The following is a 24,691-nucleotide window of genomic DNA, read 5'->3' as shown; positions in this document are numbered from 1 at the left end:
CACGCTCGCCGGGCCGACGGATCGATCGTACCGGTGCCTGGCGGAGGGGAGAAGCACCGTGTCGCCGTGCACATGGCGCGGGTGGACAGAGTCCGGGAGCTCTGGTGGGGTGAGGGAGTCCTGAGAACACGGAGGGGTGATCCTCGGTAGCCGACTTCCCTGCCTGCGGTGGCGCTTGCTGTCCTCTAGCTCGATTGTCGAGGCTGATCAATGACAACGACCCTCTTGAGCGTGGCCATCATGACTCATCCGGCCCGTTCCGCGATGGCGAGGGGTCTGGTTCGGTTACTCGGCGGCGACGTCAAGGTGGTTACGGATCCGGAGCCCGGTGGGGTGCCCAATCCGCTGCGTACGAGCGTCGAGGCGTGGGCGGCCTTCGGTGAGGGTGCGACTCATCATCTGGTGCTGCAGGACGACGTCGTGCCGTCGGACGAGCTGTTGTCCGTCGCGCGTGACGCGGCCGCGCGGTTCCCCCGTTCGGCCGTGGCGTTCTATACGAATTGGGACGGCCCCGACGGCGCGGCGGTCCGCGTGGGGGCGTTGGCCGGTGCCGGGTGGGTGTCGGCGATCGACGACATCTACACCCCCACTCTCGCCCTCATGCTGCCCGTGGATCACGCGGCCCGTTTCCCCGAAGAGGCGCGTCCCCTCGTGGCGAGGCGCCGCGAGGACGACGCGGTGATGCTGGACTATTTGGAGCGTCATCGTGTTCCCGTCCTTCTGTCTGTACCCAACCTGATAGAGCATCAGGGCACAGAGAGCATCGCCGGGAACTTCGGTGAGCGGTGGCGGTCGGCGTGCGTGTACCGCAGTGCCGATCGGCCTCGTACCGAGGTGCTCGGCGCGTTGACCGCCGTACCACACTATCGCGACGGCGCGGCCTATGTCCTTCTGTACGAGGGGGAATCAGCGGGCCGCCGCGTCTGGCGACGGGCACCCTGGCGCCAGGCGGCGGACGCGTTCGGAGTGGACGTCGGGCGGGTCGACTCCGGTTGGGACGAGTGGTCCGGCAGCGATCCCGCGGCACGGGCCGTCGGCGAGCTCATCGGCCGGTCCGAGACGCGTGAACTGTGGGCCATGGCCTGTCTGCTCGGCATCGCGAGCGAGCGGGTGCGTCCCGGTGAACGGGCCGCGGACGTTCGCCTCCGCTCGACAGCGCTGAACACGCTCGGAGTCGGCGGCCTCATTCCGGTCGTCACATGGCGCGAGCTGAACCGAGCCCGACCCCTGATGCACCGTCTGGCCATGGCCGGGGCGGAGCACGGTGCGGCTTCCGCGTTCGGGGGTGCCGCGTGTCGGCGTTGATCAGGGCGGAGGGACTGACCAAGTACTACCGGCGCCCGCGTCGCCACGACGGGGCGTTCGGCGGACTGCGGACCCTGGTCACCCGGCAGTACGACGAGGTGCGGGCCGTAGACGGCGTCGACTTCACCGTGTCGGCTGGCGAACTCGTCGGCTATCTCGGCCCGAACGGCGCAGGAAAGAGTACGACCATCAAGATGATGACCGGGGTCCTCGTCCCGACCGGCGGTCTCATCGAGGTGCACGGCACCGCCCCCTGGCGGAATCGGGAGAAGAACGCGATGCACATCGGCGTCGTGTTCGGGCAGCGCAGCCAGCTCTGGTGGGACCTGCCCCTCGTGGACTCCTTCACCCTGCTAGGAAAGATGTACCGCATGCCCGAGGCGGACTATCGCCGCAGGCTCGACGAGTTCGTCGACCTGCTCGACCTGGGTCCGTTCCTCGACCGGCCGGTCCGCCAGCTGAGCCTGGGCCAGCGCATGCGGGGCGACCTGGCCGCGGCCATGATCCACGAACCGTCCATCCTCTACTTGGACGAGCCGACCCTCGGTCTGGACGCCGTGGCGCGGGAACGGATGCGCGACTTCATCGCGGAAATGAACCGGGAGAGCGTCACCACCATCGTGCTCACCACACACGACCTCGTCGACGTCGAGGCCCTGTGCGAGCGGGTCGTCTTCATCGACCAGGGGCGGATCCTGTACGACGGGAGCGTCGCGGCGCTGAAGGCCGCGTACGCGCCCCACCGCACGCTGGTCGTGCAGCTCGCCTCCGGGCTGACGGCGGGCCGGGCCGCCGAGCTGCTCGGTCCCGACGTCCCGGGCGAAGTGACAGCGGAGGAGGGACCGACGCTGCGGATACGTTTCGAAGCGCACCGGATCTCGGCCCAGGAGGTCATCTCCGCGGTGACAAGCCGCTGTCCCGTGACCGACCTCTCTATCGTGGAGCCCGAGCTCGAGGACGTCATGCGCACCTTATACGGCAACTGCGAGATCACCGTATGAGCCTCAGCCGAGCCACCCGCTCCGAAGGCCCCCTCCGCAACCTCTCCGCCTACCTGCAGATCATCCGCGGCAGGCTGCGCATCGCCCTGACGTATCGTCAAAACGCGCTCTTCATGTTGGCCGTCCTCATCGTCCAGATCTTCATCCTCCGCAAGGTGTGGACCGCATTGTACGGCGACGCGGGAGTAGTGAAGGGGGTCGCGCTGGCCGACGTCCTCGTCTACCTGACGATCGCCAACCTCCAGAACTGGGCAATGCAGGACTCGGCCGTCGGCTCCTACCTCTACTCACTGGTACGGGAAGGACGCATCGCCTTCGACATCCTGCGGCCCGCCGGCTTCGTTCAGCAGATGCTCGCCCATCTGGTGGGGGGAACCCTGTCGATGGTGCTGTTCGCGGCGGCGGCGCTGCCGCTCGTCGCGCTCGTCGGCACGCTCGGGCCGCCCGCCTCCCTCACGGCCTTCGGGTACTGGCTGCCCAGCCTCCTCGTCGCGTTCGGCATCTCCATGCTGCTCAACCTCATCGTCAGCCTGGGCGCCTTCTGGACGACCGAGCTCGGGGCGTTCAGCATGCTCTACACCCTCGTCAGCCAGTTCCTGGCGGGAGTGCTCGTGCCGCTGTACTTCTTCCCGGACTGGCTGCGGGCGGTGGCCGAACTCCTCCCCTTCCAGGCGATGGCTTTCACCCCCGTGGCGATCTACGGAGGGCAACTGGCCGACGGCGAAGCGGTCCGGGCGATCGGCGTGCAGCTGCTCTGGGTCGCCCTCCTGGCAGGCACCGTACGGCTGATCTGGTCGCGGGCGCACCACCGCATCGTAGTGCAGGGAGGCTGACGGCAGTGGGAAGTATGCGCATGACGTTCCTGCTCTACCGGGCGGCGGTGCGGGGCGAGATGCAGTACCGGCTGAACTTCGTGATGCTGCTCGCGCTGGGGCTCGTCTACCAGGGCAGTGGCATCGCCTTCGTCTGGACCGTGCTCCGCACCTTCGACACCATCGCCGGCTGGTCCTTCGGTGAGCTGGCGTTTCTCTACTCGTTGCGGCTAATGGCGCACGCCGTCTGGGTCGTTCCCTTCAACCAGGTCGCAATCATGGACACCACGATCCGCGAGGGACGGTTCGACCGCTATCTGGTGCGGCCGCTGAACCCGTTCCTCCAGATCGTCACCAGCCGGTTCCGAATGAACGTGATCGGTGACGTAATGGCCGCGGTCATCCTGTTCACCATCGCCGTGAACTTGGTCGACATTGACTTCTCGCCGCTGAGCGTCGCGTACCTCGTGTTCGCGGTCGTCGGGGGCGCGCTGGCCGAGGGAGCGGCCGCGGTCCTCGTCTCGTCGCTGAGCTTCCGCTCCGTGCAGACCTGGGCGGCCAGCCAGCTCGTCGACAACATCTACTTGATGTTCGGTTCCTACCCGACGCGCGTCTTCGGTGGTGCATTGACATGGGGCCTCACCTGGGTGATGCCCGTGGCCGTCGTCGCCTACATCCCGTCGAGCGTCCTGCTGGACAAGACCGACTCCCTCCACCTCTCGGCCCCGGCGGCCGTCGCCGCGCCCCTGATCGGCCTGCTGTGGTTCGCCGCCGCCCTCGCATGGTGGCAGAGGCGGATGCGCGGCTACCAGAGCGTCGGGGCGTGAGCAAGGGACAGGGGCGGAGACTCCGGGCGTTCGGACACGTCCAGCCCGGATGCCCCGCGGCACCTACTCCGGATCTCGCGAATGATCACCCACCCCGGCGGAGCCCCGTCAGGTCTCGGCGGCGTCCACGCCGCGGTGGACCAGGCGCAGACTCCGGCTGCCGTCCGGCTCCGCGAACGCGATCAGGCTCGGGTCGTGCCGGCTCTCGTGGCCGGGAATGGCCTCGCCCTCGCTCCACTCGCCGGCCTGGTGGACAGCGTGGTGGAGCGAATCACCGTCCGGGGGCGAGTAGACGGCATGCAGCCTGCCGCCGTACGAGGCGAGGGACGCGCCGCGGCGGCTCGTGAGGCCGTCGAGGGCGACGGCCCTGCTCCACGTGTCGCCGTCGTAGATGGCGTGCCACAGGCGCTGGTCGTACTCCTTGCGGTAGAGCAGGTGGAGCAGGCCGTCGTGCTCGGTCAGGGCGTAGTTCCCCGGCGGGCGCATGCCGGCCGCCTCCGCCGCCTCCAGCCGCTCGGCGTTCACCACGGCGAGGGGTTCGCTGCCGCGCCCGTGCCGGACCGGCGTCCACGAGCCGTCCTCGGCAAGCGTCGCGTGCTGGACGGTCGCACCCTCCGGACCCTCGGGGCCCGTACCGGTTCCACTGACGGCGAAGATCAGGTGGAGCCGGCCCTGGTATACGGCCAGGCCCGGCCAGCGGCCCGGTCCGGTCCCGCGGGGCCCTTCGTGTCTCCACGCCGTCTGCCAGGGGCCGCCCGCCGGGCGGCGGGTCGTAGCGAGGCCGCCGCGGCCATCGTCCCAGAAGCGGTGGTACACGGCGTACACACTGCCCTCGTACGCAGCGAGGGCGGGGGAGTGGAAGGCGAAGTTGCCATTGCCGAGGTCGGCGTCGGGGGCCCACCGGTGGGGGCCCGGCCAGCCCCTGTCGTCCGCCGGCGTGTGGGAGGTCCAGCGCAGCGGGTTGTTCTCCGCCACTCCGTGACGGGCTCCCCGGTGGACGCAAAGCAGGGCGTCGCCGTTCTGGGCGAGAGCCGGTGCGGCCGCGCTCCGGTGGTCGAGGAGGATTCCGCCCTCGCTCCAGCCTTCGGCGGTGGTGTACGTGGAGTGCCAGAGGTGCTGTTCGTGCTCGTGGGCGATCGGGGCAGGCATGCGGACTCCTCGATGTGGACGCGTCAGTTCCCTGACTTCTCAAGCCTGTCGGCGAGCTCCTGCCACGCCGACGCGCACCTGCGGGCGACATCGGCCACCGCGCTGGCGGAGTGCGGGGGGATCGTTTCGATCACCCTCTCCCACGTGTCGGAGGTGAGGGCGTGCAGGCTCAGGCTGCGCAGCAGGAACCGTCCCGCCTCCGTCGACCTCAGTGAGGGGTCGCGCTTGAGCTTGAGCCAGCTCGGTCCGCGGGCATCAAGGGGAATCGATGACACGGCCGTCGGGAGGGAGCGTGAGGAGGACCTGTTCCCTAAGTCGGCCTCCACGAGTGAACCGGCCTTCTCGGCGGCCGGTTTGAGGAGAGGGGTCTGTCCTACGCGCAGGCTGTTCCGCACTCTCCTCGCGGTGTTCGGCGACACGCCCGCGGCCCGTGCGATCTCGCGTAGCGAGGCGTCCGGGCGGTCGGCGATGACCTGGCTCGCCCGGAGGCGCCCGGAGTTGACGTCCAGAGGGTGGGACCGACCGTCCTTTCCCACCCGGCGCCGCTGCTTCTCGGACCCTCCTAATTTCTGAACGCGCAGTTTGGCGACCGTCTTATCCGAGAGTCTAGTGATCTCGGAAATGGCTCGGTTCGACCATTCCGGATGGATGCCGAGTATGCGGAGGGCGGCATCTCTCCGGTCCGCGAGTTGCAAGGGAAGGCCGTGCGTGGTGTTAAGCTTCACCGCCATTAAGTAGGCTTGGTCGTCACTGCCACTGAAAAAGCGGGCCCGGATTTTCCGCTCCCCTTTGAGGATGGCCGCCTGTACTCGGTGGAGACCGTCGATCACCTTCATCGACTCGTGGTGCACGAGGATGGGAGGGAGCGTGGCGTCGGTTTCCGCGAGGATGTGAACGTGGGATACGCAGATTCCTTGCGAACGAGGCGATTCAGTGAGGACCAACTCAGCGACAGGAACTTCCACCACTGGTAGATCTTCATCGGGTAAAAACTGCCTCAGTACGGCTTCGACATCATGCTGGGTTATCTCAATTTCAGGCGTATTCATGAAGCGACTCCCCCCTGGTGCGTCCATCGATGATCATGCGTCATGCACCGAGATGAGGTCAATGGGGAGTCGGTGCGACACACCAGCCTTCCACTTCTCGAATATTTCAGAGTAGTTGCTTAAAGGTCGCACGAAAGCACGCCTGTTGACGTGTTCAGGTCCGGCATGGCCTATGTGTCGACGCAGCGGCTCTACCCGCACGGGCGCGCCCCAGCCGCCCCTGTCTCTGTGGTCCTGAGGCTTACCTGGGGTGGTGTCGCCGAAGCACTCGGACGTGACCCTTCGCGCGTTCACCGAATTCACCCGGGAAGGGCAGTTTCGGCCCGCTCTCACGGAAGCTTCACACCGTGTCGCGGGCGGTTGTGCAGTCGCGGAATTCCGCATCTGCACAGGGTGGGCCGGCGCGGCGGGTTCCCTCGCGGTCCCGGATGTCCAACTGTCGGCGCACGGAGGAGCAGCTCCGCTCCCGCAGCACCGGCGGGCCTTGCGATGGCACGACGGGGCGTGCTCAGATGGGGAACACGCCGAGGGCGAACCACATCGCCACCGCCGACCGTTCTCCTCGACGGAAAATACCGAGGAAAATTTCGTGGCAAAGGATATGGCGGAACGACAGAGCGGCGGCGAGGGCGATGTGCGTCCCTTTCTCGCGGCGGTTCCATACACCGCCTCCAAGGGGTTCACCGAGACGCGACGTCACCTTCCCCTTGCCGGTGCGTGCCATCTGTTCACGCTCGAATGTGAAACGCTGAAAATGAGAGGGCATCGGAGTGGAATCCACAACGAAGTCGCCGACAGCAACGATCGAGATACAGCTGCACGAAGCCGAAGAGCTTTGGCAGGGCATCGGCACGCTCGTGGGCAGCAGGGACCTCGAAACCCTCCCCCCCGACGAATTCGTCGATCTGGCGCTCGAAGCGAACGCGTTCCTGCCAGCCGCCGTGCGCCGCCACGTAACCGCCTACCGGCGCTACGCGCCGGAGGGGGACGTCATCCTCCTGCGCGGCCTCCTGCCGGACAGCGCCGAGCTTCCCGAGACGGCGGTGGCTCCGTACGCACCGCCGCTGCCCGGCCCGGCACAGCGCGCCTCGCTGCTGCTCACGGCGGTGACGGTCATGCTCGGCGAGCCCTTCAACTACGCGAGCCTGTACAAGGGGCGCATCGTCCAGAACATGGTGCCGGTGCGGAAGATGGAGTTCACCCAGACCAGCCAGAGCAGCACCGGTATGCTCGACTGGCACTGCGAGGACAGCTTCCGCGAGGACCGCTGCGACTACGCGGGCCTCCTCTGCCTCCGGGGCGACACCTCCGCGGCATCCAAGTACGCCCGCGTGAAGGACGTCGACCTCCCCGACGAGCAGATTGCGATCCTTCGGCAGCCGCGCTATCACGTGCGGCCGGACCCCGCCCACGTACTGCCCGACGACATGCCGAAGCGCCCCCTCGCAATCCTGACGGGATCGGAGGCGTCGCCGGAGATCGCCTACGACACCCACCACCTCGAAGTGGTCGACGAGGCCGACGTCGAGGCGGCGGCGGCCCTGCGGGACCTGGGCGTGGCGCTGGACAAGGCCGCCATCTCCCACGTGATGGAGGTGGGCGACCTCCTGATCTTCGACAACAAGCGGGTCGTCCACGCCCGTACGCCGTTCACCGCACGCTTCGACGGAAAGGACCGCTGGCTGATGCGCACGATGATCTGCGGCAGCGCGCTGACGTTCCGCCGCTGGGGCACTCGCATTCCGGAGTAGCAGAGCCAGAAGAACCGTAGAGGACAGAGGAGTACCCACACACATGACCGTGGTACCGGACACACAGTCCGCAGCAGACCTTGGCACCGACAGTGGGCCGCGACCGGAGTTCGGGGCGAAGGCGGTGAACTCCTGGGACGAGTTCAGCCCGCTACGGGAGATCGTCGTCGGCGACGCGACGGGCGCGGGCGTTCCGTCGCAGACCGACGTCTCGGCCTGGCTCAACGACTACCCCGAGCTCACCCTGTCCGAACGGGAGCAGGTCGGCGGCCAGTTCCCGAAGCGGGCCGTCGAGGAGACGAACGAGGACCTCGCCGACCTCGTGACGACCCTGCGCGAGATGGGCGTGGTGGTGCACCAGCCGCCCGCGTCCGATCACGAGCAGGAGTTCGGCGGCCCCGGCTGGAAGACCAAGGGCCGCCACTCGTACTGTCCCCGGGACCTCGCCCTGGTCATCGGTTCGACGATCATCGAGGCACCGAGCCCGTCACGCGGCCGGTACTTCGAGCTGTCCAACATGAGGGACCTCTTCCAGGACTACCTGCGGCGCGGCGCCCACTGGCTCGGCGCCCCCCGGCCGCAATTGCGGGACGAGCTGTTCCTCACCGACGAGGACGGCAACCCCACCTTGGGTGAGGCGGAGCCGGCCTTCGAGGCGGCCAACGTCCTGCGGCTCGGCCACGACGTCTTCTACCAGGTCTCCCGCAGCGGCAACGAGCTGGGCCTCCGCTGGCTGGAGTCGACTCTGGAGCTGCTGGGCAACATCCGCGTCCACCCGCTGCGCGGCCTCTACCGGGGCACGCACATCGACAGCACGATCACCTTCCTGCGGCCGGGCCTTGTTCTGCTCAACCCTGAGCGCGTCACCGAGGACACCATCCCGGAGCCGCTGAAGGGGTGGGATGTGATCTGGTGCCCGCCGATCAACGAGCCGGTGGCGCCCCTCCTCTCGCGGACGCTGAGCACCCCTTGGGTGGGGATGAACCTGCTCATGGTCAGCCCCGAACTGGCCATCGTCGACGGCAACCAGACCGAGCTGATCCGCGAGATGGAGAAGAAGGGCATCACGGTCGCGCCGCGGCGACTGCGCCACTCGCGCGTGCTTGGCGGCGGATTCCACTGCGTCACGTTGGACACCGTCCGCGAAGGCGGCCCCGAGCGCTACCTGGACTGACCGGCGCGGAGTCGTCCCTGGGGACGGAGTTCTCCGGTGATGTACCCCGCCCGGGGCGTGCTGCCGCGGCGGCACGAGGCGCGGCGGCGCCCTCGGGTGCGGCCCCTCTGGAAGAAGCAGAGCAAGCGGAGCAACAGGAGTAAGAGGAGCAAGTGGATACAATGACTGTGGGATTTCCGAACCGGCGGCCCCTGCTGAGCCTGGCGGACCTCAGCCCGGAAGAAATCACGGAGATCGGCGAGCTCGCGTTCCGCTACGGACAGGGCCCGGAATCCTTCGCGGGCCGGCTGGCCGGGACGAAGGTAGGCCTGGTGTTCACCGCACCGTCGACCAGGACCCGGACATCGTTCTGGAGCGCGGCCCGCACCCTAGGCTGCGATGTCCTGCACCTCTCCGAGGCCGACCTCCAGATCTCCACGGGGGAGACCTGGAGCGACACGGGCGCGATGCTCGCCCACTACCTCGACGTCGTCGTCGCCCGCACGAACGGCCCGCGGTGCCACCTGGCCGAGCTGGCGGAGCACGTACCGGCGACGATCGACGCCCTCACCTACGAGGAGCACCCCACCCAGGCGATCGCGGACCTCTGCGCGCTGCGAGGCCACTTCGGTGACGTCACCGGTCTGCGCCTGGCCTACCTGGGTGAGGTGAACAACACGGCTCGGGCGCTGGCGCTGCTCGTCTGCAAGCTGCCCTTCCGCGGCCTCGATGTCTACAGCCCGGCCGGCTCGGGGTTCTCCGCCGAGGAGATCGCGTTGCTGAACGCTATCCGGGGTGAGGAGGTCGTCCGCCAGCACCACACGGTGCCCAAGACGCCGGACTCGGTCGACGCGGTGTACACGACGCGCTGGCAGTCGATGAGCGCAGCCCGCCACGATCAGGCCTGGTTGGCGCGTTTCGAGGGGTTCGACGTCACCAAGGACCTGATGCGGAGCTTCAGCGGATCGACCGACGCCGTGTTCATGCACGACCTGCCCGCGGTCCGCGAACAGGAGGTGACGTCCGACGTCCTGGACGGCACCAGCGTGACCTCGCTTGTGCAGCCGCAGGCCCACCACAAGGCGTCCGCCGCCGCCGCGGCGCTGCTCTGGACGTCGGGTATGTCGTCGTGACCAGTACCGAGCGACTCGACTCGGAGGTGCGCAGCTACAGCCGACGGTGGCCAGTGGTCTTCGACCGGGCCGTGGGAAGTCGGCTCCACGGGGTGGACGGCAGGTCCTACCTGGACTTCTTCGCCGGGGCCGGCACGCTCAACTACGGCCACAACAACCCCGTACTTAAGCGGGCCCTCCTCGACTACGTCGAGAGCGACGGGATCACGCACGCCCTCGATATGTGGACGGTGGCCCGAGAGGGCCTGCTGGAGGCGCTGGAGGAGAGGATTTTCGCCCCGCGAGGGCTGGTGTACAAGGTCGTCTTTCCCGGTCCCGCCGGAGCGAACGCGGTGGAGGCGGCGCTCAAGCTGGCGCGGAAGGCCACCGGACGGAAGTGGGTCGCCCACTTCGGCGACGCCTTCCACGGCATGACCCTGGGCGCGCTCTCGGTGAATGGCAATCCGGCGATCCGCCGCAGCGCCGGGACGTCCCTCCTGGACCGCTTCCAACTGCCCTACGACGACGACCGGGCTGACGTCGCAGACGTCGAGGCCCTGCTGGCGGCCGGCGAGGGCGGCCTCACCGGCACGGCCGCCGTCATCGTGGAGACCATGCAGGGGGAGGGCGGGATCAACGTCGCCCGCTTCGCGTGGCTGCGGAAGCTCGCCGCCGTCTGCCGAAGCCATGGCATCCTCCTCATCATCGACGACATCCAGATGGGCTGCGGCCGCGTCGGGTCCTTCTTCAGCTTCGAGGACGCCGGGATAGAACCGGACATCGTCTGCCTGTCGAAGAGCATCAGCGGCTACGGGCTGCCGATGGCGCTCACGCTGGTCCGGCCCGAGCTGGACGTGTGGCGGTCGGCGGAGCACAACGGAACCTTCCGCGGCTTCAGCCTGGCCTTCGTGACCGCGGCCGAGGCGATGCGCCACTACTGGAGCGACGACGAGCTGGAGAGGTCAGCCAGGGACAAGGGAAAACACGTCCTCGGAGGCATCCGGCAGATCGCGGCTTCCTACCCTGGGGAGGGCCTGGCGGCCCGCGGGCGCGGCCTCGCCCTGGGCCTGGCCACCGCCGACGGCACCACGGCCGACCGGATCAGCGCGGCGGCGTTCAAACGCGGACTCCTGCTGGAGACGTGCGGCCCGGGCGGCGGGGTCGTGAAGCTCCTGCCGCCGCTCACCGTCTCCCACGGCGACCTCGACCTCGCGCTGGACATCCTCGACGCCTCCGTGAAGTCGGCCCTCGTCACGCACGTCTGAGCCCACCGCCACGCCTGGAGCGTGGGTGACACCGCAGGCACATCGGACTCAAGGAAGAGAAGGACCATGACGCAGTACGAGGAACGTGTAGTGGTCACGGGGGGCGGCGGCTTCGTGGGCTCGCACCTGTGCGAGCGGCTCCTGCGCGAAGGCTTCGCGGTCGTGTGCATTGACGACTTCAGTACGGGTTCGGTGTGCAACGTCGAGCCGCTGGACGGGCACTCCGGCTTCCAGCTGCTGGAGGCCGACGTGTCGACCGGCTTCGACATCAGGGGCGCGGTCGACGCGGTGCTCCACCTCGCCTCCCCCGCCTCCCCCGTGGACTACCTGAGGCGGCCCCTGGAGACGATGCGGGCGGGGTCCACCGGCACCCAGCACGCCCTGGACCTGGCCTGCCGCAAGGGCGCGCGCTTCCTGCTCGCGTCCACCAGTGAAGTCTACGGCGACCCCCAGGTCCATCCACAGCCGGAGAGCTACTGGGGCCATGTGAACCCGGTGGGCCCGCGCTCCGTTTACGACGAGGCCAAGCGGTTCAGCGAGGCGCTGACCGTCGCCCATCGGGACGCACGCGGCCTGGACGCCCGGATCGTGCGGATCTTCAACACGTTTGGGCCGCACATGCGCGCCGACGACGGCCGGATGATCCCCAACTTCATTCGCCAGGCCATCGCCGGAGAACCGCTGACGGTGGCCGGGGACGGCAGCCAGACGCGCTCGCTCTGCTACGTGAGCGACACCGTGGACGGCATCCTCCGGCTCCTGTGGGCGCCGGGCGAACAGGGGCCGGTGAACATCGGCGGGATACACGAGATGACGGTCCTCGCGACCGCCGAGATGATCCGCAGCCTCGTCGGCTCGTCCTCGTCCATCGAGTTCGTCGCCCGCCCCCAGGACGACCCGGGGCTGCGGCGGCCGGACATCAGCCGGGCCGAACGGTCCCTCGGCTGGCGGCCGGCGGTGAGCATCGAAGCCGGGATCAAGAGGACCATCGACTGGTTCCTTGAGAACAGCATCCTCCTCGGCTCCTGACGCGTCCTTACGGTTCACCGTGCCTCGTCGCACTCGGCGGCGCGGGCACAGGGAACCGTACGGGTCAGGGGCGTGGCGCACGCTGCCGGCACGTCAGCCCAGGGCGGCCATCAGGCCGGTGACGTAGGTGTCTAGACGCCGTTCCAAGACGCTCGTCGTGAGATCGGTCCGTCCCGCGGCCTGGTAGGCCTGCGCCCACAGGTCGACCTCCTCGGAGCACGACAGCGCGTCCCGCACCAGCCAGTACAGGCGCTCGCCCGGCTTCGCCGCCAGCGCCCCGCCCGCCTCCTCGTACGCCTCGGCGAATCGCAGCCCCCACGACGGGTCGTGGAGGAGCGCGAGGTTGGTGGAGCAGTGGGCGACATCGAGGTCCGCCGGGCCCCAGGAAGGCTGTGACCAGTCGACGACGCCGATGATCCGGGCCTCGTCCGGATGGGACGGCGGCACGTCGAACAGGACGTTACCCGGCTGGAAGTCGCGGTGCAGGAACCGGCCTTCGTACGACGGGGCGGGCTCGCGGATCACGTCGATCGCCGCGGCCCAGGCGGCCTCCTGGCCGGCCTTCGGCACGACGACCGACTCCGGCGTCGTCAACGTCGTGAACGTCTGGGGTCGCTCGACGGGCTGGAGCGCGTGAATGGCACCGAGTTGACGGGCCAGCAAGGGAGCTCGGGTCTCGACGCCCTCGTCGTCGAGGACCGAGCGGCCCTCCAGGTGCGTCATCAGCAGCGATGGGTACTCGCAGTGGGCGGCCGTCGGGTCGACGGCGACCAGATCCGGCGCGAGCACCCCGGTCCCACCGAGAAGTTCCAGGGCGCTGGCTTCCCTGGTCAGCCACTCCTCGGCATTCCGCAGGTAGAACGCGTCGACGAAACTGCGCAGCACGAGGTGACGGGTGACGGCGTCCTGGGTGCCGATGGTCAGCTTACGCATTTCGGCGGTCATGCCGCCATGCAAGGTGGCGGTTTTGACGACCCGTTCGCCGCTGTCTAGATGTCGGTTCACCCAGGCGAGAGTTTTCGGCCGCAGATTCATGTCGTCATGAAAGGTATCCACGGGGTCATGTGAACACACGGGCACCAGACGGCGCAAGAACGTTCAGCGCGCCCCAACTCGCTGGCTCTGAGGACGACTTCACCGCACCGGCGGCGGGCCCCGCTCTGTTATGGTTCCGTCGAAAAGACGAGGCCGACCGAAGAATTGCAACCCGCATCAGGGTGAACTGGACGGAGCTCTTCATGGCGCGTTGGAAGAATGTCTATATCGCGGCGACGGCGGTGGACCTGCCGCCCGTCGTCCCGGTATCCGAGGCTGTGGCGGACGGTAGTTATCCGGAGAAACTCGCGCGGCGCACACGACAGCGCACCGTCGCGGTCGCTCCGGCGGACGAGCCCCCGGCGGCTTTCGCCGCCCGCGCAGCGAAAGCGGCCCTGGCGGAGTCGGGGTACACCTTCGACGACGTCGGGCTGCTCGTCCACACGACGGTCCTGGACCCGTCGCCCCGGATGTCGAATTCCGTGATGTGGCTCGAGCGGGAGATCGGAGCGGGCGGCTTCCGGGATGTGGCGCAGCTGATGAACGGCTGCGACGGGGTGGTGAACGGCATGCGCTGGGCCGCCGCCCGTCTCACCTATGAGACCGAACACGGGGCCGCGCTGGTCACCGCCGCCGAGAGCTGGCAGCCGAAAGAGGTGATCGACCGGTGGACCGTCGACCCGGACACCCCGTTCGGAGACGGCGGAGCGGCGCTGGTCATGTCCAGAGACCACGGAATCGCCCGCCTTCTCGCGGCCGTCAGCCACACGCAGCCGCATCTCGAAGGGGTGCACCGAGGCCCCCGCGTGTTCGGCCAGGGCGTCAGCCTTCCGGTGGTCCTCTCGCAGCGTTCCCGCGCCTTTTACAAGACGTCCGACATCTCTCGCGAAGAAGCCTGGAAGATGCGCGGAGACGGAATTGGCGTCGTCATCGATAAAGTACTGGCCGATGCCGCCATCGCACGCGAACAAGTGGCCCGTGTGGTGCTGCCTTTCAGGGGTCGCCAGGTCCTCGAGGAAGAGTATTTCCCCTATCTCGGAGACCTCGAACCCGTGCGCTCCAGCGAGGAACGGGGACGCGAGATCGGGCATCTGGGCGGGGCGGATCCCATCGCTGCCCTCCACTACGCGATCGCGTCGGGTGAACTCTCCCCGGGGGACCACGCCGTCGTCTTCAGCGAGGGCGTGGGCATCGTGCAGTCGGCCGTACTCGTCGAGGTCGTCTGAATGGCCACGCAATTCGGATACGGGAACGTCCGCGTCGCCACGGTCACACGGACCGGCACCGCCACCCCCAGCGGAGACGCCGTCGCCGTCCACGTCCAAACCGACGGCACCACCGGCGCGGCCGTGGTCGACGGCATCGGCCACAGCCACCGCGTCGCGTCCGTGGCGGAGCTGCTCGCCACCGTGGTGGCACGGGTCGCGGCGCGCCGGGGAAGCCTCGCCGGCCTGCTCACCGGCACCGAGCTGGTGGCCGACAAGGGCGTGGGCGACGAACCGGAGCCGGACGCCGTCGCAGTGGTCGCCACGGTGACGGCTTCGGCGACGGCGTCCTGTTCGACCTCCGGGCCGACCTCCGCGTCGGCCGAAGAGGAGCGGATCCGCGTCGCATGGGTCGGCGACTGCCGCGCCTACGCCCTGGAGGGCGGACGGCTGCGGCCGCTGACCGCCGACCACAACCTCGCGGAGCACCTGGCCCTGTGCGGGTACACCGGCGAGATCCCGCGCCAAGCCGCCAAGTGGGTCCGCACGACCGTGCGGAGCGCCGCCGTCGCCACCGTGTCGGAGGCCTGGACCCGGTCCCCGCTGGTGGTGCTGATGTCGGACGGGGTCCACGACCAGGTGCCGCACGGAACGATGGAGGCGCTGGCCCTCCGGTACAAGGACGATCCGCAGGCTCTGTCGGAGGCCCTGGTGGCCGCCGCGACCGGGGCGGACGGAGTCAGAGACGACGCCACCGCCCTCGTGATCCGCCGCGGCTGAGGCGGTCGGGGGCACGGCAGCGCGCCGGCACGGCACCGCGGCGGCCGAACATCTCACTCGTGACCAGCGAGTCACAAGGCAATCCTCAGGGAGGGTACGTGTCGAGCAACGAGGGCATCGTCGTGCTGACCACCAGGGAGAAGGAGTGGTGGCTGAGCCTGCAGGAGATCATCCCGGCCATCGAACGTGTCTGGGACCGCATCGGCCGGTCCGAACGGCGGACCGTCAGCACGTTTTGCGTGCCGCTGCCACCCGCCATGGAGGAGCGCCTCCGCGCCCGTGCCGCGCGAGTGGAGCGCGTGGTCCTCACCACCGTGACGCCCGGGACGGTCAAGGCCGCGCTCTCCCTGCGGGCGGAGGTGGAGGAGCCCGCGCCGATGACCCTCTACGTCCACGGGGACGGCCCTGAAGGGTTCGAAGCCTTCGGGGCCCTCGCGGACGTGCTCACCGAGCGGGACACCTTCGTCGTGACGTGCGAGGCGGAGGCGGCGACGGTCCGGGCGTGTCTCCCGAAGGCCCGGATCGAGCAGATACCGTTCCCGCTGGTCGACCTGTTCAAGGTGAACAGCCGGAAGCGGCGGCCGGAGGGCGAGGTCACGCGACTGGCCTACGTCGGGCGCGTCTCGGAACAGAAGAACCTGCACACATTGCTGTTCGCCCTGTGGCTCATGCGGAACTCCGCCGCCGGGACGCCGCCGGTGACCCTGGACGTGTACGGCGGCGAGGACAACCTCGGCAGCCCCAACATGGGGCTCAAGAGCTCCAACTACGGCACGTTCCTGCGAGAGCTCGTCGAGACCCTGGGCCTGGCGGACGTGGTCACCTGGCACGGATCCCAGCCCCGCGACTGGGTCTTCTACGACGTCCACCAGGAACCGCACGTCCTGGTATCGCCCACGGTGCACTCCGACGAGAACTTCGGCTCGTCCGTCCTCGCTTCCCTGGTCAACGGCCATCAGGTGGTGTCGACGTCGTGGGGCGGCCACCGAGGCTTCCAGGAGTGGTTCCCCGAGCATCTGACGCTGGTCCCCGTCCACAGGTCCGCGCTGGGCCCGGTCGTGCACCCCGCCGCCCTGGCCGAAGCCCTCACGGCCGCGGTGCGCAGATCGACGACCGTCGTGGACGAAGCCACCCTCGACCGGGGCCGGGCCGCCTTCTCCGAGCACGCGGTGGCGGAGCGCATCCTGGACATGCTCGGCCGGCCCGACCGCGCTCCCGTGCCGCTGGAGAAGTCACCGGTCCAAGCAGACATCGACGAGCGCAGGGTCCGGTTCGGGGGCACCCGCAAGATCTACGCCGACTACGCGGACCCGGTCGCACGGATCTTTTTCGAGGCCTACGGCATGGACGAGCCGCTCCGCTTCGACGCGGGGGCCGACTACGCCCTGGCGCCCTGGGTCAGCTGCTCCGACGGCCTCGTCAGCGTCGCCGACCCGCACCGCGGACACCGGAGCTTTTCAGTCGCCGCTGACGCGTCCACGCCGTGCGACGTCCTGATGGTCCCGTCCCTGAAGACGCACCCCCTGCCGGAGGGCCTCGTGAGGGAACTGGGGGACCACGGCTACGCGTTTTCGACGCGGGCCATCAGTCGTTGAGTGGATCGACGGCGAGGACCCCGTGATGATCACGGCGGTGAGGAGCCTCAAGGTGAAGCTTTCCCTTGATCATGCGAAGGCCGCGGCCCCTGGGGTCACCCGGGCGGGCGAGAAGGTTCGCCGCAGGAACGCTTCCGGTGTCCGGTCACTCACCCGGACACCGGGATAGGGGCCGGTCACCTGCTGTCGACGCTGGAGTGGGGGTACGGGCTCCCCACCCCGCGTGAGGATCAGAAGTACGACGCAGCAGCCCCGGGCGCTTCGACCGGGCGTTACGCCAGACAAGGCCCCCGAACGGAAAACCCCCATGGCCCGGCAACGCGGAAAAGTTCGATGGCAGGCGCAATAGCCACCACATCCAAGCAAGGCCACGGACATCGTGCCCCCGAAAGAGCGTGCTACGACGCTGGCACGGCATATCCGGGGCCAGGCCCTGACTTGGCACCCCCTGCTACTCCGCACGGCCCGGAAGCCCTTGAGGCGGTTGATGGTGCGTTCGACGGTGTTGCGTTTCTTGTAGCGCTCGCTGTCGAAGCCGGTGGGGCGACCGCCTCGGGAGCCTCGGCTCTTGCGGTGTCTTTGCTGGTCAAGGCATTCGGGAATCGTGTGCGGGATACCGCGTCGTCGCAGGTAGCGGCGGTTTCTGCGCGACGTGTACGCCTTGTCCGCCAGGACACGGTCAGGCCGGGTTCGAGGCCGACCGACCCCGGATCGGGGCACCACTACCTGCTCCAGCACCCGTTCGAGCTGGGGTCCGTCACCGTAGTGTCCGGGTGTCAGGACGAACGCTAGCAGCTGGTGGCCGCTATGGCGGAGGGGCTTCCCTGCTGTGAGCGGGGGGTTTTCTCGCCTACGCGGTTGAGCTCGATGGTCCGGGGGTCGACGGCCTCTCCTGGGGCGCCCTGCCGGTAGACGCCTTCGGGGTCGGAGTCCCTGTCGTGGGGCAAAAGGAAGAAGACCCGGCGTCGGTAGAGGCCGCTGTCCGGGTCGGCTTCGGCGTCGGCGCTGAGCTCGATGTAGCCGATCATCCGGCCGTCGCGGGCGTAGCGGGGCTTGTTTTTGCGGCGTGGGGTCTTGTCCAGGGCCTGGCGGACGTAGTCGAGGTGTTCGGGGTCTTCGAGCCACACCACGTTCGCTTCGTGAGTGAGGTCGCTGTCGGTCAGTAGCGAGCTCATGGCCGCGGCCTCTCCTTCGTCGGCGTGCACCGGGTGTGCCGGTGCCTGCGTGGTGTATCTGTTCCCTGCGACAGGGCTGTGCAGTCGTGCTCGTGGCCTTGGGGCCTCCGGCTCCTGGGGGCGGGTTGGGGTTCGGTCCCGGATCGGAGGTGGTGGAGGGTCCACTCATCGTAGAGCGAGCGGGTGCCCGGTGGCAGTGGGCTGGGGGGCTGCAATGGCTGGTCAGTGTGCTGGTTGTTCATTCTTCGGCTGCCAGGGCGAGGTTGGGGTAGAACTTGCGGCCGTTGGATTTGATCATGTCGGCCGGTGAGGCTAGTCCGACTTCCTGGCGGACCCTGGTGGCGAAGGCGCGGGCTGTGCCGGGACGGATGCCTTCGCTGTTCGCGCACCAGCTGCTGTATGAGGCGTAGAGCAGGCCCTGCTCTACGCGGAGCTCGTTGTTCTCCGGGTCGTGGATGCAGCATTCGGTCAGGAAGCGGCCGATGTGGTCCTCGGTGTTCGCATAGGCGGTGGTCGCGATGCGGACGCGGTCCGGGCCGGCGAGGGTGTCGCGGGTGGCGAGGTAGCGGCGGGCTCCTTCGGTGAGCCAGTGCAGGATGCCGGGCCCTTCGTCCTCGACGAGTTCCACGGCGAGGTTGTCGATCTTCCGCTCGTCGGGGACGATCCGTTCGAAGGGCAGCAGGCGGATCCGGCGCCAGAACGCGAAGCCGCCGGTGGAGACCTCGGGGCGATGGTTGCCCAAAAGCCACAGCTTGTGGGTGGGGGTGAAGGAGAAGTAGTCCTGCCGCATCCGGCGGGCCTTAATCTTGTCCCCTCCGGTGAGAAGCCGAACGCGGGCTTCGTCGAAGCGGTCGTTCGGCTTGAGCTCGCTGCAGACGATCAGGCGTCGTCCATGGAGTTCGGTGAGCTCGGTGGAGTGCTCGGAGAACGCACCTCGGTCCATGAGGAAGCCGGGCGGGGCCGCGTCGGCGTAGTCGCCGAGGATCTGGATCATCACGTCGAGGAGGACGGACTTACCGTTCTTGCCCTGCCCGTGGAGGAAAGGCAGCACCTGGGCCCCGACATCGCCGGTGATGGAGTAGCCGAGCAGTAGGTGCAGGAAGTCGATCATCTCCCGGCCTTCGGCGTCCTCACCGAAGGTGTCGTCCAGGAAGCGGTGCCAGCGGGGGGTGGGCATGTCCTGGGGGGCGACGCTGGTGGCACGGGAGTGGAAGTCCCGGGTGGGATCCGGCTTCCGGATACGGCCGTTGCGGAGGTCGACGACGCCGTCCGGGGTGCACAGGGCGTAGGGGTCACCATCGAGGGTGTCGGGGTCTACCGAGAGGTCGGGGGACGCCTTGGCCTGGGTGAGGAGGGCCTTCATGCCGGTGGTCGACATGGTGCGCCTCTTGTGGTGATGGAGTTCCCTGTCGCTGAACAGCCCGCGGGGGTCGGTGTCGGGAATCTCCTCGGCCATCTCTCCGGCCGCCCACAGGGCAGCCTTCTCGCCCCCGGTGCGCTTCCACCGGTAGCCGTCCCAGGAGTACCAGCCCAGGCCCTCGACGTGACGGAACTGGTCGCGGTAGAGGCGGACGAACAGCTTCGCATTGCCTCGGTCAGTGAGCGTTCCCGGAAGCGCGCCGGGCGGGGGCCAGGCGACTGGGGCGGAGACCGCCTCGGACACGCTCTGGGCAGGGAAGGAGGGCGTCGCAGAGAGGGGTTCAGCGACGGCTTCGAGGGCGAGCATCTGCTGAGCGGCGGCAGTTGCGTCAAAGCGCGGGCCTTCGGCGCTGCTGCTCATGGGCGTCCTTTGAGATGGAGCGGTCGGGCGGCCCCTGCTGCGAGACCGTCGTGAATGATCTTCTCGTTGTGGGAGGTCTGCCGGGGGCGGGCCGCGTGTGCGGTGGCGGTCAGCAGATCACGTATGACCGATTCCTCCAGGTGTCCTGCAGCGGCAAGCCCGCCGGCCGTGAAGGCGGCTCTGTTTAGTTTTTCGGTGAAGGCGGCACCTTCCGAGACGGTTCCACACCGGGCGACTTCGTCGAGGAGGGGATCAAGAACTCGATGCGCTGTCTGCGCCCTTCGAGGGCCGTGGGGGCGCGGGGCGGCGGCTGGCGGCGTCGGCCGAGGCTTGAGGATGTGTCCGGTGCGGGCGAGTTCGTTCGCGAGCCAGGCGGGGAGAGGCGCGGGGAGACGAACGGTCCCCAGGGGGGCGTAGGTCCCCTGCCTGGTGCGGGTGGTCGGGGCGACGATGTAGCCGCCTTCGGCTCGCACATCGACCTGCCAGGCGAGCGCGACCTTGGAGCTGGAGCCGGCGGAAGACCTATAGCGGATTTTGGGGGTGGGAAGGCGGTACCAGACATGGAGGCCGCCTGAGGGGGTTCGCACCCGCAGGGTGGTGGTGTCCTGTGCGGGATCGGCTTGCTGCCGGTAGGCGGCCAGGAGTGCCATGGTGTCGAAGCCGGAAGCGAGGCCGTTGAGGTCAACCGCGTCGGGGATCGGGATTCCTGGGAGGAGACGGCTTCGGTCGGGGACGGGGGCGCTGTGTGCGTCGATGTCGATCACGATGAGATCAGCCGGTCCGCAGGCAACGCCGACTCCGGAGTCGGGGCTGGTGGTCCACCAACTGTCAATGACGTGCCGGTCAGTAGTGCCGGCGTGGAAGCCGTGGCAAGGGCGTCCAGCACGGGGGCACGGGCATGTCCGGGGGTCGTGGTGCTGCGTCTTGCAGTTGGGGCAGTTCCCTGGAGGCGTCTTTCTTCCCGGGGCCAGGGGGTGCACTGGCCAGCCGTTTCCTGCGCACCAGCGGGCCAGCGCAAGCGGGGGCACGACTCGGCCGGGAGGGCCGGAGGGGGGCGTCTCGCCGCGGCGCCGCACGTAGCTGTCCTCGTTCATCAGGTTGCAGACCTTCGGTCCCTGCTGCCCTCAAACGGGAAACGGCTGGTCAGCCGTCCCCCATGCCTACAGTAGGGACTGAAGGGACTGTCTTTCGGAATGAGTGTAGGGCTCGGTTCCATGTATTGGTGAGTCGACTCCCCCGCGCGCCGCGATCTGATTCCTCAGTCCCTTCAGTCCCTCCACAGACCCCTTCCTGGCCCGGAGGGGCGAGGGCACGTTTCAGCCCATCCCGAGCGGGGGGCCCAGCCTCAAGGGTCTCTAAGCAGGACACCGAGAGCTGGGCCCTGCATTCAGTCCCTCACTGTTTCCGCAGGTCAGAGGACGCCCACCCCCTCGATCAGGGACTGAAGGGACTGAACTTCGCAATTATCAGCCAGCACAGTAATGAGTAAGACAAGACCTACGCGTCCGCATACACGCGCATATGTACTCACGTGATAACCCCCAACTTGAGTCCCTTCAGTCCCTGATCGAGGGGCAACACAACCTCTGACCTGCTCTTTTAGTCAGGGACTGAATGCAGGGACTGGCGCTGGGGCGGTACCGGCCCGATCGCCGCCCGTACCGGAAAGTGGGTGTAGGCCAGAGCCGCAGTGCCGGCCCGGCAGTGTCTGTTGTGGCCGCGGGCAGCACCGGGCGAAGCCGTAGATGTGAGGACGGCGTGCCGTAGACCGCCCCTCTGCGAGGGGAGTCGGTGGGCGGCGAGGGCCTCGCGGTAGCCCTCCGGCGGATCCGGTCGCGGCATCGGTGCGGCGGTGCGGTCGGCTGCGGAGCCGGTGCGGCGGCCGCTGTGGTGGGGGCGGCCTTCACGGAGGCGGGTGCCAGGACGTACAGGGCGCGAACGACGCCCCGGGCGCCTTCTCGTTGGCTGCTGCGATCAGCCTTGACGCGCTCCAGCGCAGTTGCGTGCCAGCCGCCTGGGCGTCGTCCCCGACGCCCAGGCGGACCGGTGCTCGCGTCGAACGCCACGGTCTGGACACGCCCAGTGAGCTCGGGTTCCTCGCCGCCTCCCGGGCCTCGATCAGCGCCTGGCGCGCGAGGTCGACCCCGCTCAGCTCGGCACTCACGCGATCCCCTCCAGGGCCTCGTCGTCCAGCGGGCGGGCGGCGAGCTGGGGCAGGCGCTGGGCCCCCGAAGCGGACCGGCTCGGGGCGGGCCTGGGTGTGCAACTGCTCCAGCTGCACGGCGAGCAGGTGCTCAGCGGTGCGGGTCTGTGCCTTCGCAGCAGCCTCGGTCGCGGCTCGCATGGCGTCGTCGCTGTCGGTCAGGGCCTGGTGCCACGGCTTGGCGAGCTCGGTTGCGTCTGCCTTGCGGGCCTCTGCCTGGGCGTCCTCGCTGCGGCCGAGCCTCTCCAGGGCCTCGTGGGCCCGGGATCTTCGGGACCCTGGCCGGTCTCGGCCTCGACCCGGAGTCCGCCGGGCGGCACGCGCGGGACTCCCTTGTCGGCGGGAATCTGGGCGGGGTGGCGTTGCTGGACGTGCTGGCCCGGGCCATGGCCGGCCCCGCGGCCGCGGGGCCGGGCGTCGCGGTGGCCTACGGGCCGGGTTTCACCGCCGCGGCGCTGTACCTGCGTGGTGGTGCCCGGAGCCCGGCTTGAACCGGCTCCCCTGGGGGGCAGTGAGTTTTTAGCTCGCCGTGTTTGCGTTCCGCCATCCGGGCGTGCGGTCAGGAGAGCGGCGGGCCCAGGCGCAGTCGGATGAGGACGTGCCCGCGGGCGAGGCCGGGCATGGTCAGGGCCCACATGGCGCTGACCTGCTGGTGCAGGGCGTCGCGCTCGTCGAGGGCGAGGGCGAGGAGCTGCACGCCGCTGTAGCAGCCGACCAGGGTCCGGGATGCCTCTTCCGGAGTGACGTGGTCCTGGAGCTCGTCGGCTGCGCGGGCGGATTCGAGGACGTCGGTGACGGCCCCGAGCGGGGAGGCGTAGCTTTCGGCGGTCAGGTAGGGGCCCGGTTCGATGCTGAGGCGCACGGCGGCCCGCAGGACGGGGTCTTCCAGGATGCCAGCGGTGTAGAGGTGGCTGACGTCGATCAGCGCCTGGAGCCAGATTTTCGGGGCCGGGCCCGAGGCGGCCTGTTCGGAGATCTGCTGGAAGAACTGGTGCTGGCGGTCCAGGATCGCGTCGCCGAGTTGTTCTTTGCCCTCGAAGTGGTGGTAGAGGGCGCCGCGGGAGACTCCGGCCTGGCGCAGGATCTCCGGGGTCGACGCGCCGGCGTACCCGGCCCGGTCGATCACGACTCCGGCGGCCTCGACGAGCCGCCGGACCATCTGCTCGCGGCGGTCTCCGCTCTCCCCTTGTTCCTGCATCGCCGTGACGCCTCCCTCGGTCGCGTCCGACGCTACCCGGGGGCCTGGCAGCACGCTCCCGGTACGCAGCTCGTGCACGTGGCTGCTGCTCACCATGCAGTAGAGAGCGGAACCCTCTGCCCACTTCGAAACTGTGGGGTCATTGGAGCCGTCCTGCGAGAACGGCCGCCACCCGGTTGCTGATGTGGGCGGCGTGTGGAGGGGCGCTAGCCGCGACGTCCGGCAAAGACTCCTGCCAGTCCGCAGCAAGCCGCAACGATGAGAACTATCGCAAGCCAAGTCGGCCCGGCGATCATCGCGATGACCGCTCCGATCGTCATCAGAAGCGTCCCCAGCACGGCGATGATTTGCCCAGCCTTCACGCGCATGTCTCCATTCCCGAGGCGGCGCTCCCGGCGCCTGCTAGCAGTGTCCCGGTCGCACTCAGGGTCGTGCCTCCGCTTGCGGGTGCCGCGAGAACCGTTCCGGCGGCAGCCAGGCCGCCACCCATAGCGCCCAAGCAACCCCAGTTGATATCAAGATCGATACCAAAGAGCAGTCCGGTGGGGTCGATGCGGTTGACGGGGTCGCCTTCGGCGTAGAGGTAGGGGTTCTGTTCCTGGCCGGAGGGGTCGGGGGTGGTGAAGCGGCCGATGTTGGGGTCGTAGTAGCGGGCCGCGTAGTGGTAGAGGCCGGTGGGGTCCTGGTAGCCGCCGGCGAAGCGGTAGGGCTGGGGGACCGTCTCGGTGGTGGTGGGGCGCTCGACGCCGCGGGGGCTGTAGCCGTACGTGTTGACCTTGGTGCCGGTCTCGTCTGTCAGGGCGACGACGCTGCCGAGTGCGTCGGTCAGGTAGTAGTGGTTCTTGCCCCCGCGGGTCATGGAGTTCAGCGTGCCCCCGGGCTCGCGGTTGAATCCCGTGTCCACTCCGGCCGTTGAGGTGGCGGACAGGCCGAGGGGCCCGTTGTGGAAGAAGGTGTCGCCGAGCTTGATCCGCTCGGACTGGTCGGTGGAACCGTACTGCCCGGCGTAGGTCTTGCCGCCGGTGGTGATCGACGTCATCTGGGAGTAGTCGGTCCATTTGACGCCGGTGCGGGTGGACTCGGGGGTGGAGGCGCCGGCGGTCTCGTTGCCGATCTTGTCGTAGGACCAGCTCGTGCTGGAGCCGTCCTTCGCGGTGATCTGCTGGGCGTCGTTGACCGTGTAGGTGGTGCCGCGCGGGCAGCCCTTCTCCACGCCCTGCGAGGTGAGGTTCCCGGCGAGGTCGTAGCAGTACTGCCAGGAGGCGTT

The 24,691-nt window shown here is 68.7% G+C and carries 23 protein-coding genes; 13 read left to right on the top strand and 10 right to left on the bottom strand.

The window, feature by feature from the left end; all coding sequences use genetic code 11:
* Nucleotides 1–231 precede the first annotated feature (231 nt).
* Genes V9U70_RS03460 through V9U70_RS03445 form a run of 4 tightly spaced genes read left to right on the top strand, consistent with a single transcriptional unit; the run spans nucleotide 232 to nucleotide 3,945 of the window.
* Complete coding sequence (locus tag V9U70_RS03460; RefSeq protein ID WP_336672934.1) at nucleotides 232–1,305, top strand: hypothetical protein; 1,074 nt, start codon at nucleotides 232–234, stop codon at nucleotides 1,303–1,305.
* On the top strand, nucleotides 1,293–2,306 hold the full coding sequence (locus tag V9U70_RS03455) for an ABC transporter ATP-binding protein (RefSeq protein WP_336672933.1): 1,014 nt from the start codon (nucleotides 1,293–1,295) through the stop codon (nucleotides 2,304–2,306). The genes V9U70_RS03460 and V9U70_RS03455 overlap by 13 nt, the downstream gene beginning before the upstream one ends.
* Entirely contained in the window at nucleotides 2,303–3,139 is an 837-nt protein-coding gene (locus V9U70_RS03450; protein ID WP_336672932.1) for an ABC transporter permease, read from the top strand. Before V9U70_RS03455 ends, V9U70_RS03450 begins: the two co-directional genes overlap by 4 nt.
* A gap of 14 nt (nucleotides 3,140–3,153) precedes the next feature.
* On the top strand, nucleotides 3,154–3,945 hold the full coding sequence (locus V9U70_RS03445) for an ABC transporter permease (RefSeq protein ID WP_336672939.1): 792 nt from the start codon (nucleotides 3,154–3,156) through the stop codon (nucleotides 3,943–3,945).
* Between the two features lie 108 nt (nucleotides 3,946–4,053).
* Here the strand turns inward: V9U70_RS03445 and V9U70_RS03440 are convergent, their stop codons facing one another.
* The 3 genes from V9U70_RS03440 to V9U70_RS03430 all read right to left on the bottom strand — a co-directional run bounded on the left by V9U70_RS03440 (nucleotide 4,054) and on the right by V9U70_RS03430 (nucleotide 6,867).
* Nucleotides 4,054–5,094 (bottom strand): hypothetical protein, encoded by a 1,041-nt coding sequence (locus V9U70_RS03440; RefSeq protein ID WP_336672931.1) that lies wholly within the window; start codon nucleotides 5,092–5,094, stop codon nucleotides 4,054–4,056.
* A 23-nt stretch (nucleotides 5,095–5,117) separates the two neighbouring features.
* Nucleotides 5,118–6,143, bottom strand: coding sequence for a ParB N-terminal domain-containing protein (locus tag V9U70_RS03435; RefSeq protein ID WP_336672930.1), 1,026 nt, complete (start codon nucleotides 6,141–6,143; stop codon nucleotides 5,118–5,120).
* 508 nt (nucleotides 6,144–6,651) lie between these two features.
* Complete coding sequence (locus V9U70_RS03430; RefSeq protein WP_336672929.1) at nucleotides 6,652–6,867, bottom strand: hypothetical protein; 216 nt, start codon at nucleotides 6,865–6,867, stop codon at nucleotides 6,652–6,654.
* 46 nt (nucleotides 6,868–6,913) lie between these two features.
* On the opposite strand from V9U70_RS03430, the gene V9U70_RS03425 reads away from it, so the two are divergent.
* The 5 genes from V9U70_RS03425 to V9U70_RS03405 all read left to right on the top strand — a co-directional run bounded on the left by V9U70_RS03425 (nucleotide 6,914) and on the right by V9U70_RS03405 (nucleotide 12,453).
* Entirely contained in the window at nucleotides 6,914–7,894 is a 981-nt protein-coding gene (locus V9U70_RS03425) for a TauD/TfdA family dioxygenase (RefSeq protein WP_336672928.1), read from the top strand.
* Nucleotides 7,895–7,937: 43 nt separating this feature from the next.
* Nucleotides 7,938–9,068, top strand: coding sequence for an inosamine-phosphate amidinotransferase 1 (locus tag V9U70_RS03420; RefSeq protein WP_336672927.1), 1,131 nt, complete (start codon nucleotides 7,938–7,940; stop codon nucleotides 9,066–9,068).
* A 161-nt stretch (nucleotides 9,069–9,229) separates the two neighbouring features.
* On the top strand, nucleotides 9,230–10,180 hold the full coding sequence (locus V9U70_RS03415) for an ornithine carbamoyltransferase (protein ID WP_336672926.1): 951 nt from the start codon (nucleotides 9,230–9,232) through the stop codon (nucleotides 10,178–10,180).
* Entirely contained in the window at nucleotides 10,177–11,424 is a 1,248-nt protein-coding gene (locus V9U70_RS03410) for a diaminobutyrate--2-oxoglutarate transaminase (protein WP_336672925.1), read from the top strand. The genes V9U70_RS03415 and V9U70_RS03410 overlap by 4 nt, the downstream gene beginning before the upstream one ends.
* A 66-nt stretch (nucleotides 11,425–11,490) precedes the next feature.
* The gene (locus V9U70_RS03405; protein ID WP_336672924.1) at nucleotides 11,491–12,453 is read left to right on the top strand and encodes an NAD-dependent epimerase/dehydratase family protein; all 963 of its coding nucleotides are present in this window, start codon (nucleotides 11,491–11,493) and stop codon (nucleotides 12,451–12,453) included.
* A gap of 93 nt (nucleotides 12,454–12,546) precedes the next feature.
* On the opposite strand, the gene V9U70_RS03400 is transcribed toward V9U70_RS03405, so the two are convergent.
* The gene (locus V9U70_RS03400) at nucleotides 12,547–13,488 is read right to left on the bottom strand and encodes a phosphotransferase family protein (protein WP_336672938.1); all 942 of its coding nucleotides are present in this window, start codon (nucleotides 13,486–13,488) and stop codon (nucleotides 12,547–12,549) included.
* A 203-nt stretch (nucleotides 13,489–13,691) separates the two neighbouring features.
* Between V9U70_RS03400 and V9U70_RS03395 the strand changes: the two genes are divergently transcribed.
* The 3 genes from V9U70_RS03395 (at nucleotide 13,692) to V9U70_RS03385 (ending at nucleotide 17,068) form a co-directional block, all read left to right on the top strand.
* Nucleotides 13,692–14,714: a beta-ketoacyl-[acyl-carrier-protein] synthase family protein gene (locus V9U70_RS03395; protein WP_336672923.1), complete on the top strand. Its 1,023-nt coding sequence runs from the start codon at nucleotides 13,692–13,694 to the stop codon at nucleotides 14,712–14,714.
* Entirely contained in the window at nucleotides 14,715–15,473 is a 759-nt protein-coding gene (locus V9U70_RS03390; RefSeq protein WP_336672922.1) for a PP2C family protein-serine/threonine phosphatase, read from the top strand.
* A gap of 98 nt (nucleotides 15,474–15,571) precedes the next feature.
* Nucleotides 15,572–17,068: a glycosyltransferase gene (locus tag V9U70_RS03385; RefSeq protein ID WP_336672921.1), complete on the top strand. Its 1,497-nt coding sequence runs from the start codon at nucleotides 15,572–15,574 to the stop codon at nucleotides 17,066–17,068.
* A gap of 69 nt (nucleotides 17,069–17,137) precedes the next feature.
* On the opposite strand, the gene V9U70_RS30495 is transcribed toward V9U70_RS03385, so the two are convergent.
* The 4 genes from V9U70_RS30495 to V9U70_RS03365 all read right to left on the bottom strand — a co-directional run bounded on the left by V9U70_RS30495 (nucleotide 17,138) and on the right by V9U70_RS03365 (nucleotide 21,036).
* Nucleotides 17,138–17,848 carry a transposase gene (locus V9U70_RS30495; protein WP_419723924.1) on the bottom strand — a complete coding sequence of 237 codons (711 nt, stop codon included), beginning with the start codon at nucleotides 17,846–17,848 and terminating at the stop codon, nucleotides 17,138–17,140.
* An 8-nt stretch (nucleotides 17,849–17,856) separates the two neighbouring features.
* On the bottom strand, nucleotides 17,857–18,243 hold the full coding sequence (locus V9U70_RS03375; protein ID WP_336672920.1) for a DUF6009 family protein: 387 nt from the start codon (nucleotides 18,241–18,243) through the stop codon (nucleotides 17,857–17,859).
* Between the two features lie 238 nt (nucleotides 18,244–18,481).
* Complete coding sequence (locus V9U70_RS03370; RefSeq protein WP_336672919.1) at nucleotides 18,482–20,023, bottom strand: DNA primase family protein; 1,542 nt, start codon at nucleotides 20,021–20,023, stop codon at nucleotides 18,482–18,484.
* Nucleotides 20,020–21,036, bottom strand: a complete 1,017-nt coding sequence (locus V9U70_RS03365) for a bifunctional DNA primase/polymerase (protein WP_419723923.1) — start codon at nucleotides 21,034–21,036, stop codon at nucleotides 20,020–20,022. The genes V9U70_RS03370 and V9U70_RS03365 overlap by 4 nt, the downstream gene beginning before the upstream one ends.
* Nucleotides 21,037–22,582: 1,546 nt before the next feature.
* Here V9U70_RS03365 and V9U70_RS03360 point away from each other — a divergent pair.
* A complete protein-coding gene (locus V9U70_RS03360) occupies nucleotides 22,583–22,717 on the top strand; it encodes a hypothetical protein (RefSeq protein ID WP_336672917.1) in 135 nt (44 codons plus the stop codon).
* A 68-nt stretch (nucleotides 22,718–22,785) separates the two neighbouring features.
* Here the strand turns inward: V9U70_RS03360 and V9U70_RS03355 are convergent, their stop codons facing one another.
* Both V9U70_RS03355 and V9U70_RS03350 read right to left on the bottom strand, forming a co-directional pair.
* Nucleotides 22,786–23,424 (bottom strand): ScbR family autoregulator-binding transcription factor, encoded by a 639-nt coding sequence (locus V9U70_RS03355; protein ID WP_336672937.1) that lies wholly within the window; start codon nucleotides 23,422–23,424, stop codon nucleotides 22,786–22,788.
* A gap of 358 nt (nucleotides 23,425–23,782) precedes the next feature.
* A partial coding sequence (locus V9U70_RS03350; RefSeq protein ID WP_336672916.1) for an RHS repeat-associated core domain-containing protein occupies nucleotides 23,783–24,691 on the bottom strand: 909 nt, incomplete at its 5' end.

Source organism: Streptomyces pratensis (assembly GCF_037137275.1).
Taxonomy (GTDB): domain Bacteria; phylum Actinomycetota; class Actinomycetes; order Streptomycetales; family Streptomycetaceae; genus Streptomyces; species Streptomyces pratensis_B.
The sequence above is the reverse complement of the archived record's forward strand: the minus strand, read 5'-3'. Positions and strand labels throughout refer to the sequence as shown.

Bases quoted from the DNA above. Each gene is read 5' to 3' on its own strand.
- V9U70_RS03450 (WP_336672932.1), top strand. From the start codon at position 2,303: ATGAGCCTCAGCCGAGCCACCCGCTCCGAAGGCCCCCTCCGCAACCTC.
- V9U70_RS03445 (WP_336672939.1), top strand. From the start codon at position 3,154: ATGCGCATGACGTTCCTGCTCTACCGGGCGGCGGTGCGGGGCGAGATG.
- V9U70_RS03440 (WP_336672931.1), bottom strand. From the start codon at position 5,094: ATGCCTGCCCCGATCGCCCACGAGCACGAACAGCACCTCTGGCACTCC.
- V9U70_RS03435 (WP_336672930.1), bottom strand. From the start codon at position 6,143: ATGAATACGCCTGAAATTGAGATAACCCAGCATGATGTCGAAGCCGTA.
- V9U70_RS03430 (WP_336672929.1), bottom strand. From the start codon at position 6,867: ATGGCACGCACCGGCAAGGGGAAGGTGACGTCGCGTCTCGGTGAACCC.
- V9U70_RS03420 (WP_336672927.1), top strand. From the start codon at position 7,938: ATGACCGTGGTACCGGACACACAGTCCGCAGCAGACCTTGGCACCGAC.
- V9U70_RS03415 (WP_336672926.1), top strand. From the start codon at position 9,230: ATGACTGTGGGATTTCCGAACCGGCGGCCCCTGCTGAGCCTGGCGGAC.
- V9U70_RS03405 (WP_336672924.1), top strand. From the start codon at position 11,491: ATGACGCAGTACGAGGAACGTGTAGTGGTCACGGGGGGCGGCGGCTTC.
- V9U70_RS03400 (WP_336672938.1), bottom strand. From the start codon at position 13,488: ATGAATCTGCGGCCGAAAACTCTCGCCTGGGTGAACCGACATCTAGAC.
- V9U70_RS03395 (WP_336672923.1), top strand. From the start codon at position 13,692: ATGGCGCGTTGGAAGAATGTCTATATCGCGGCGACGGCGGTGGACCTG.
- V9U70_RS03390 (WP_336672922.1), top strand. From the start codon at position 14,715: ATGGCCACGCAATTCGGATACGGGAACGTCCGCGTCGCCACGGTCACA.
- V9U70_RS03375 (WP_336672920.1), bottom strand. From the start codon at position 18,243: ATGAGCTCGCTACTGACCGACAGCGACCTCACTCACGAAGCGAACGTG.
- V9U70_RS03370 (WP_336672919.1), bottom strand. From the start codon at position 20,023: ATGAGCAGCAGCGCCGAAGGCCCGCGCTTTGACGCAACTGCCGCCGCT.
- V9U70_RS03355 (WP_336672937.1), bottom strand. From the start codon at position 23,424: ATGCAGGAACAAGGGGAGAGCGGAGACCGCCGCGAGCAGATGGTCCGG.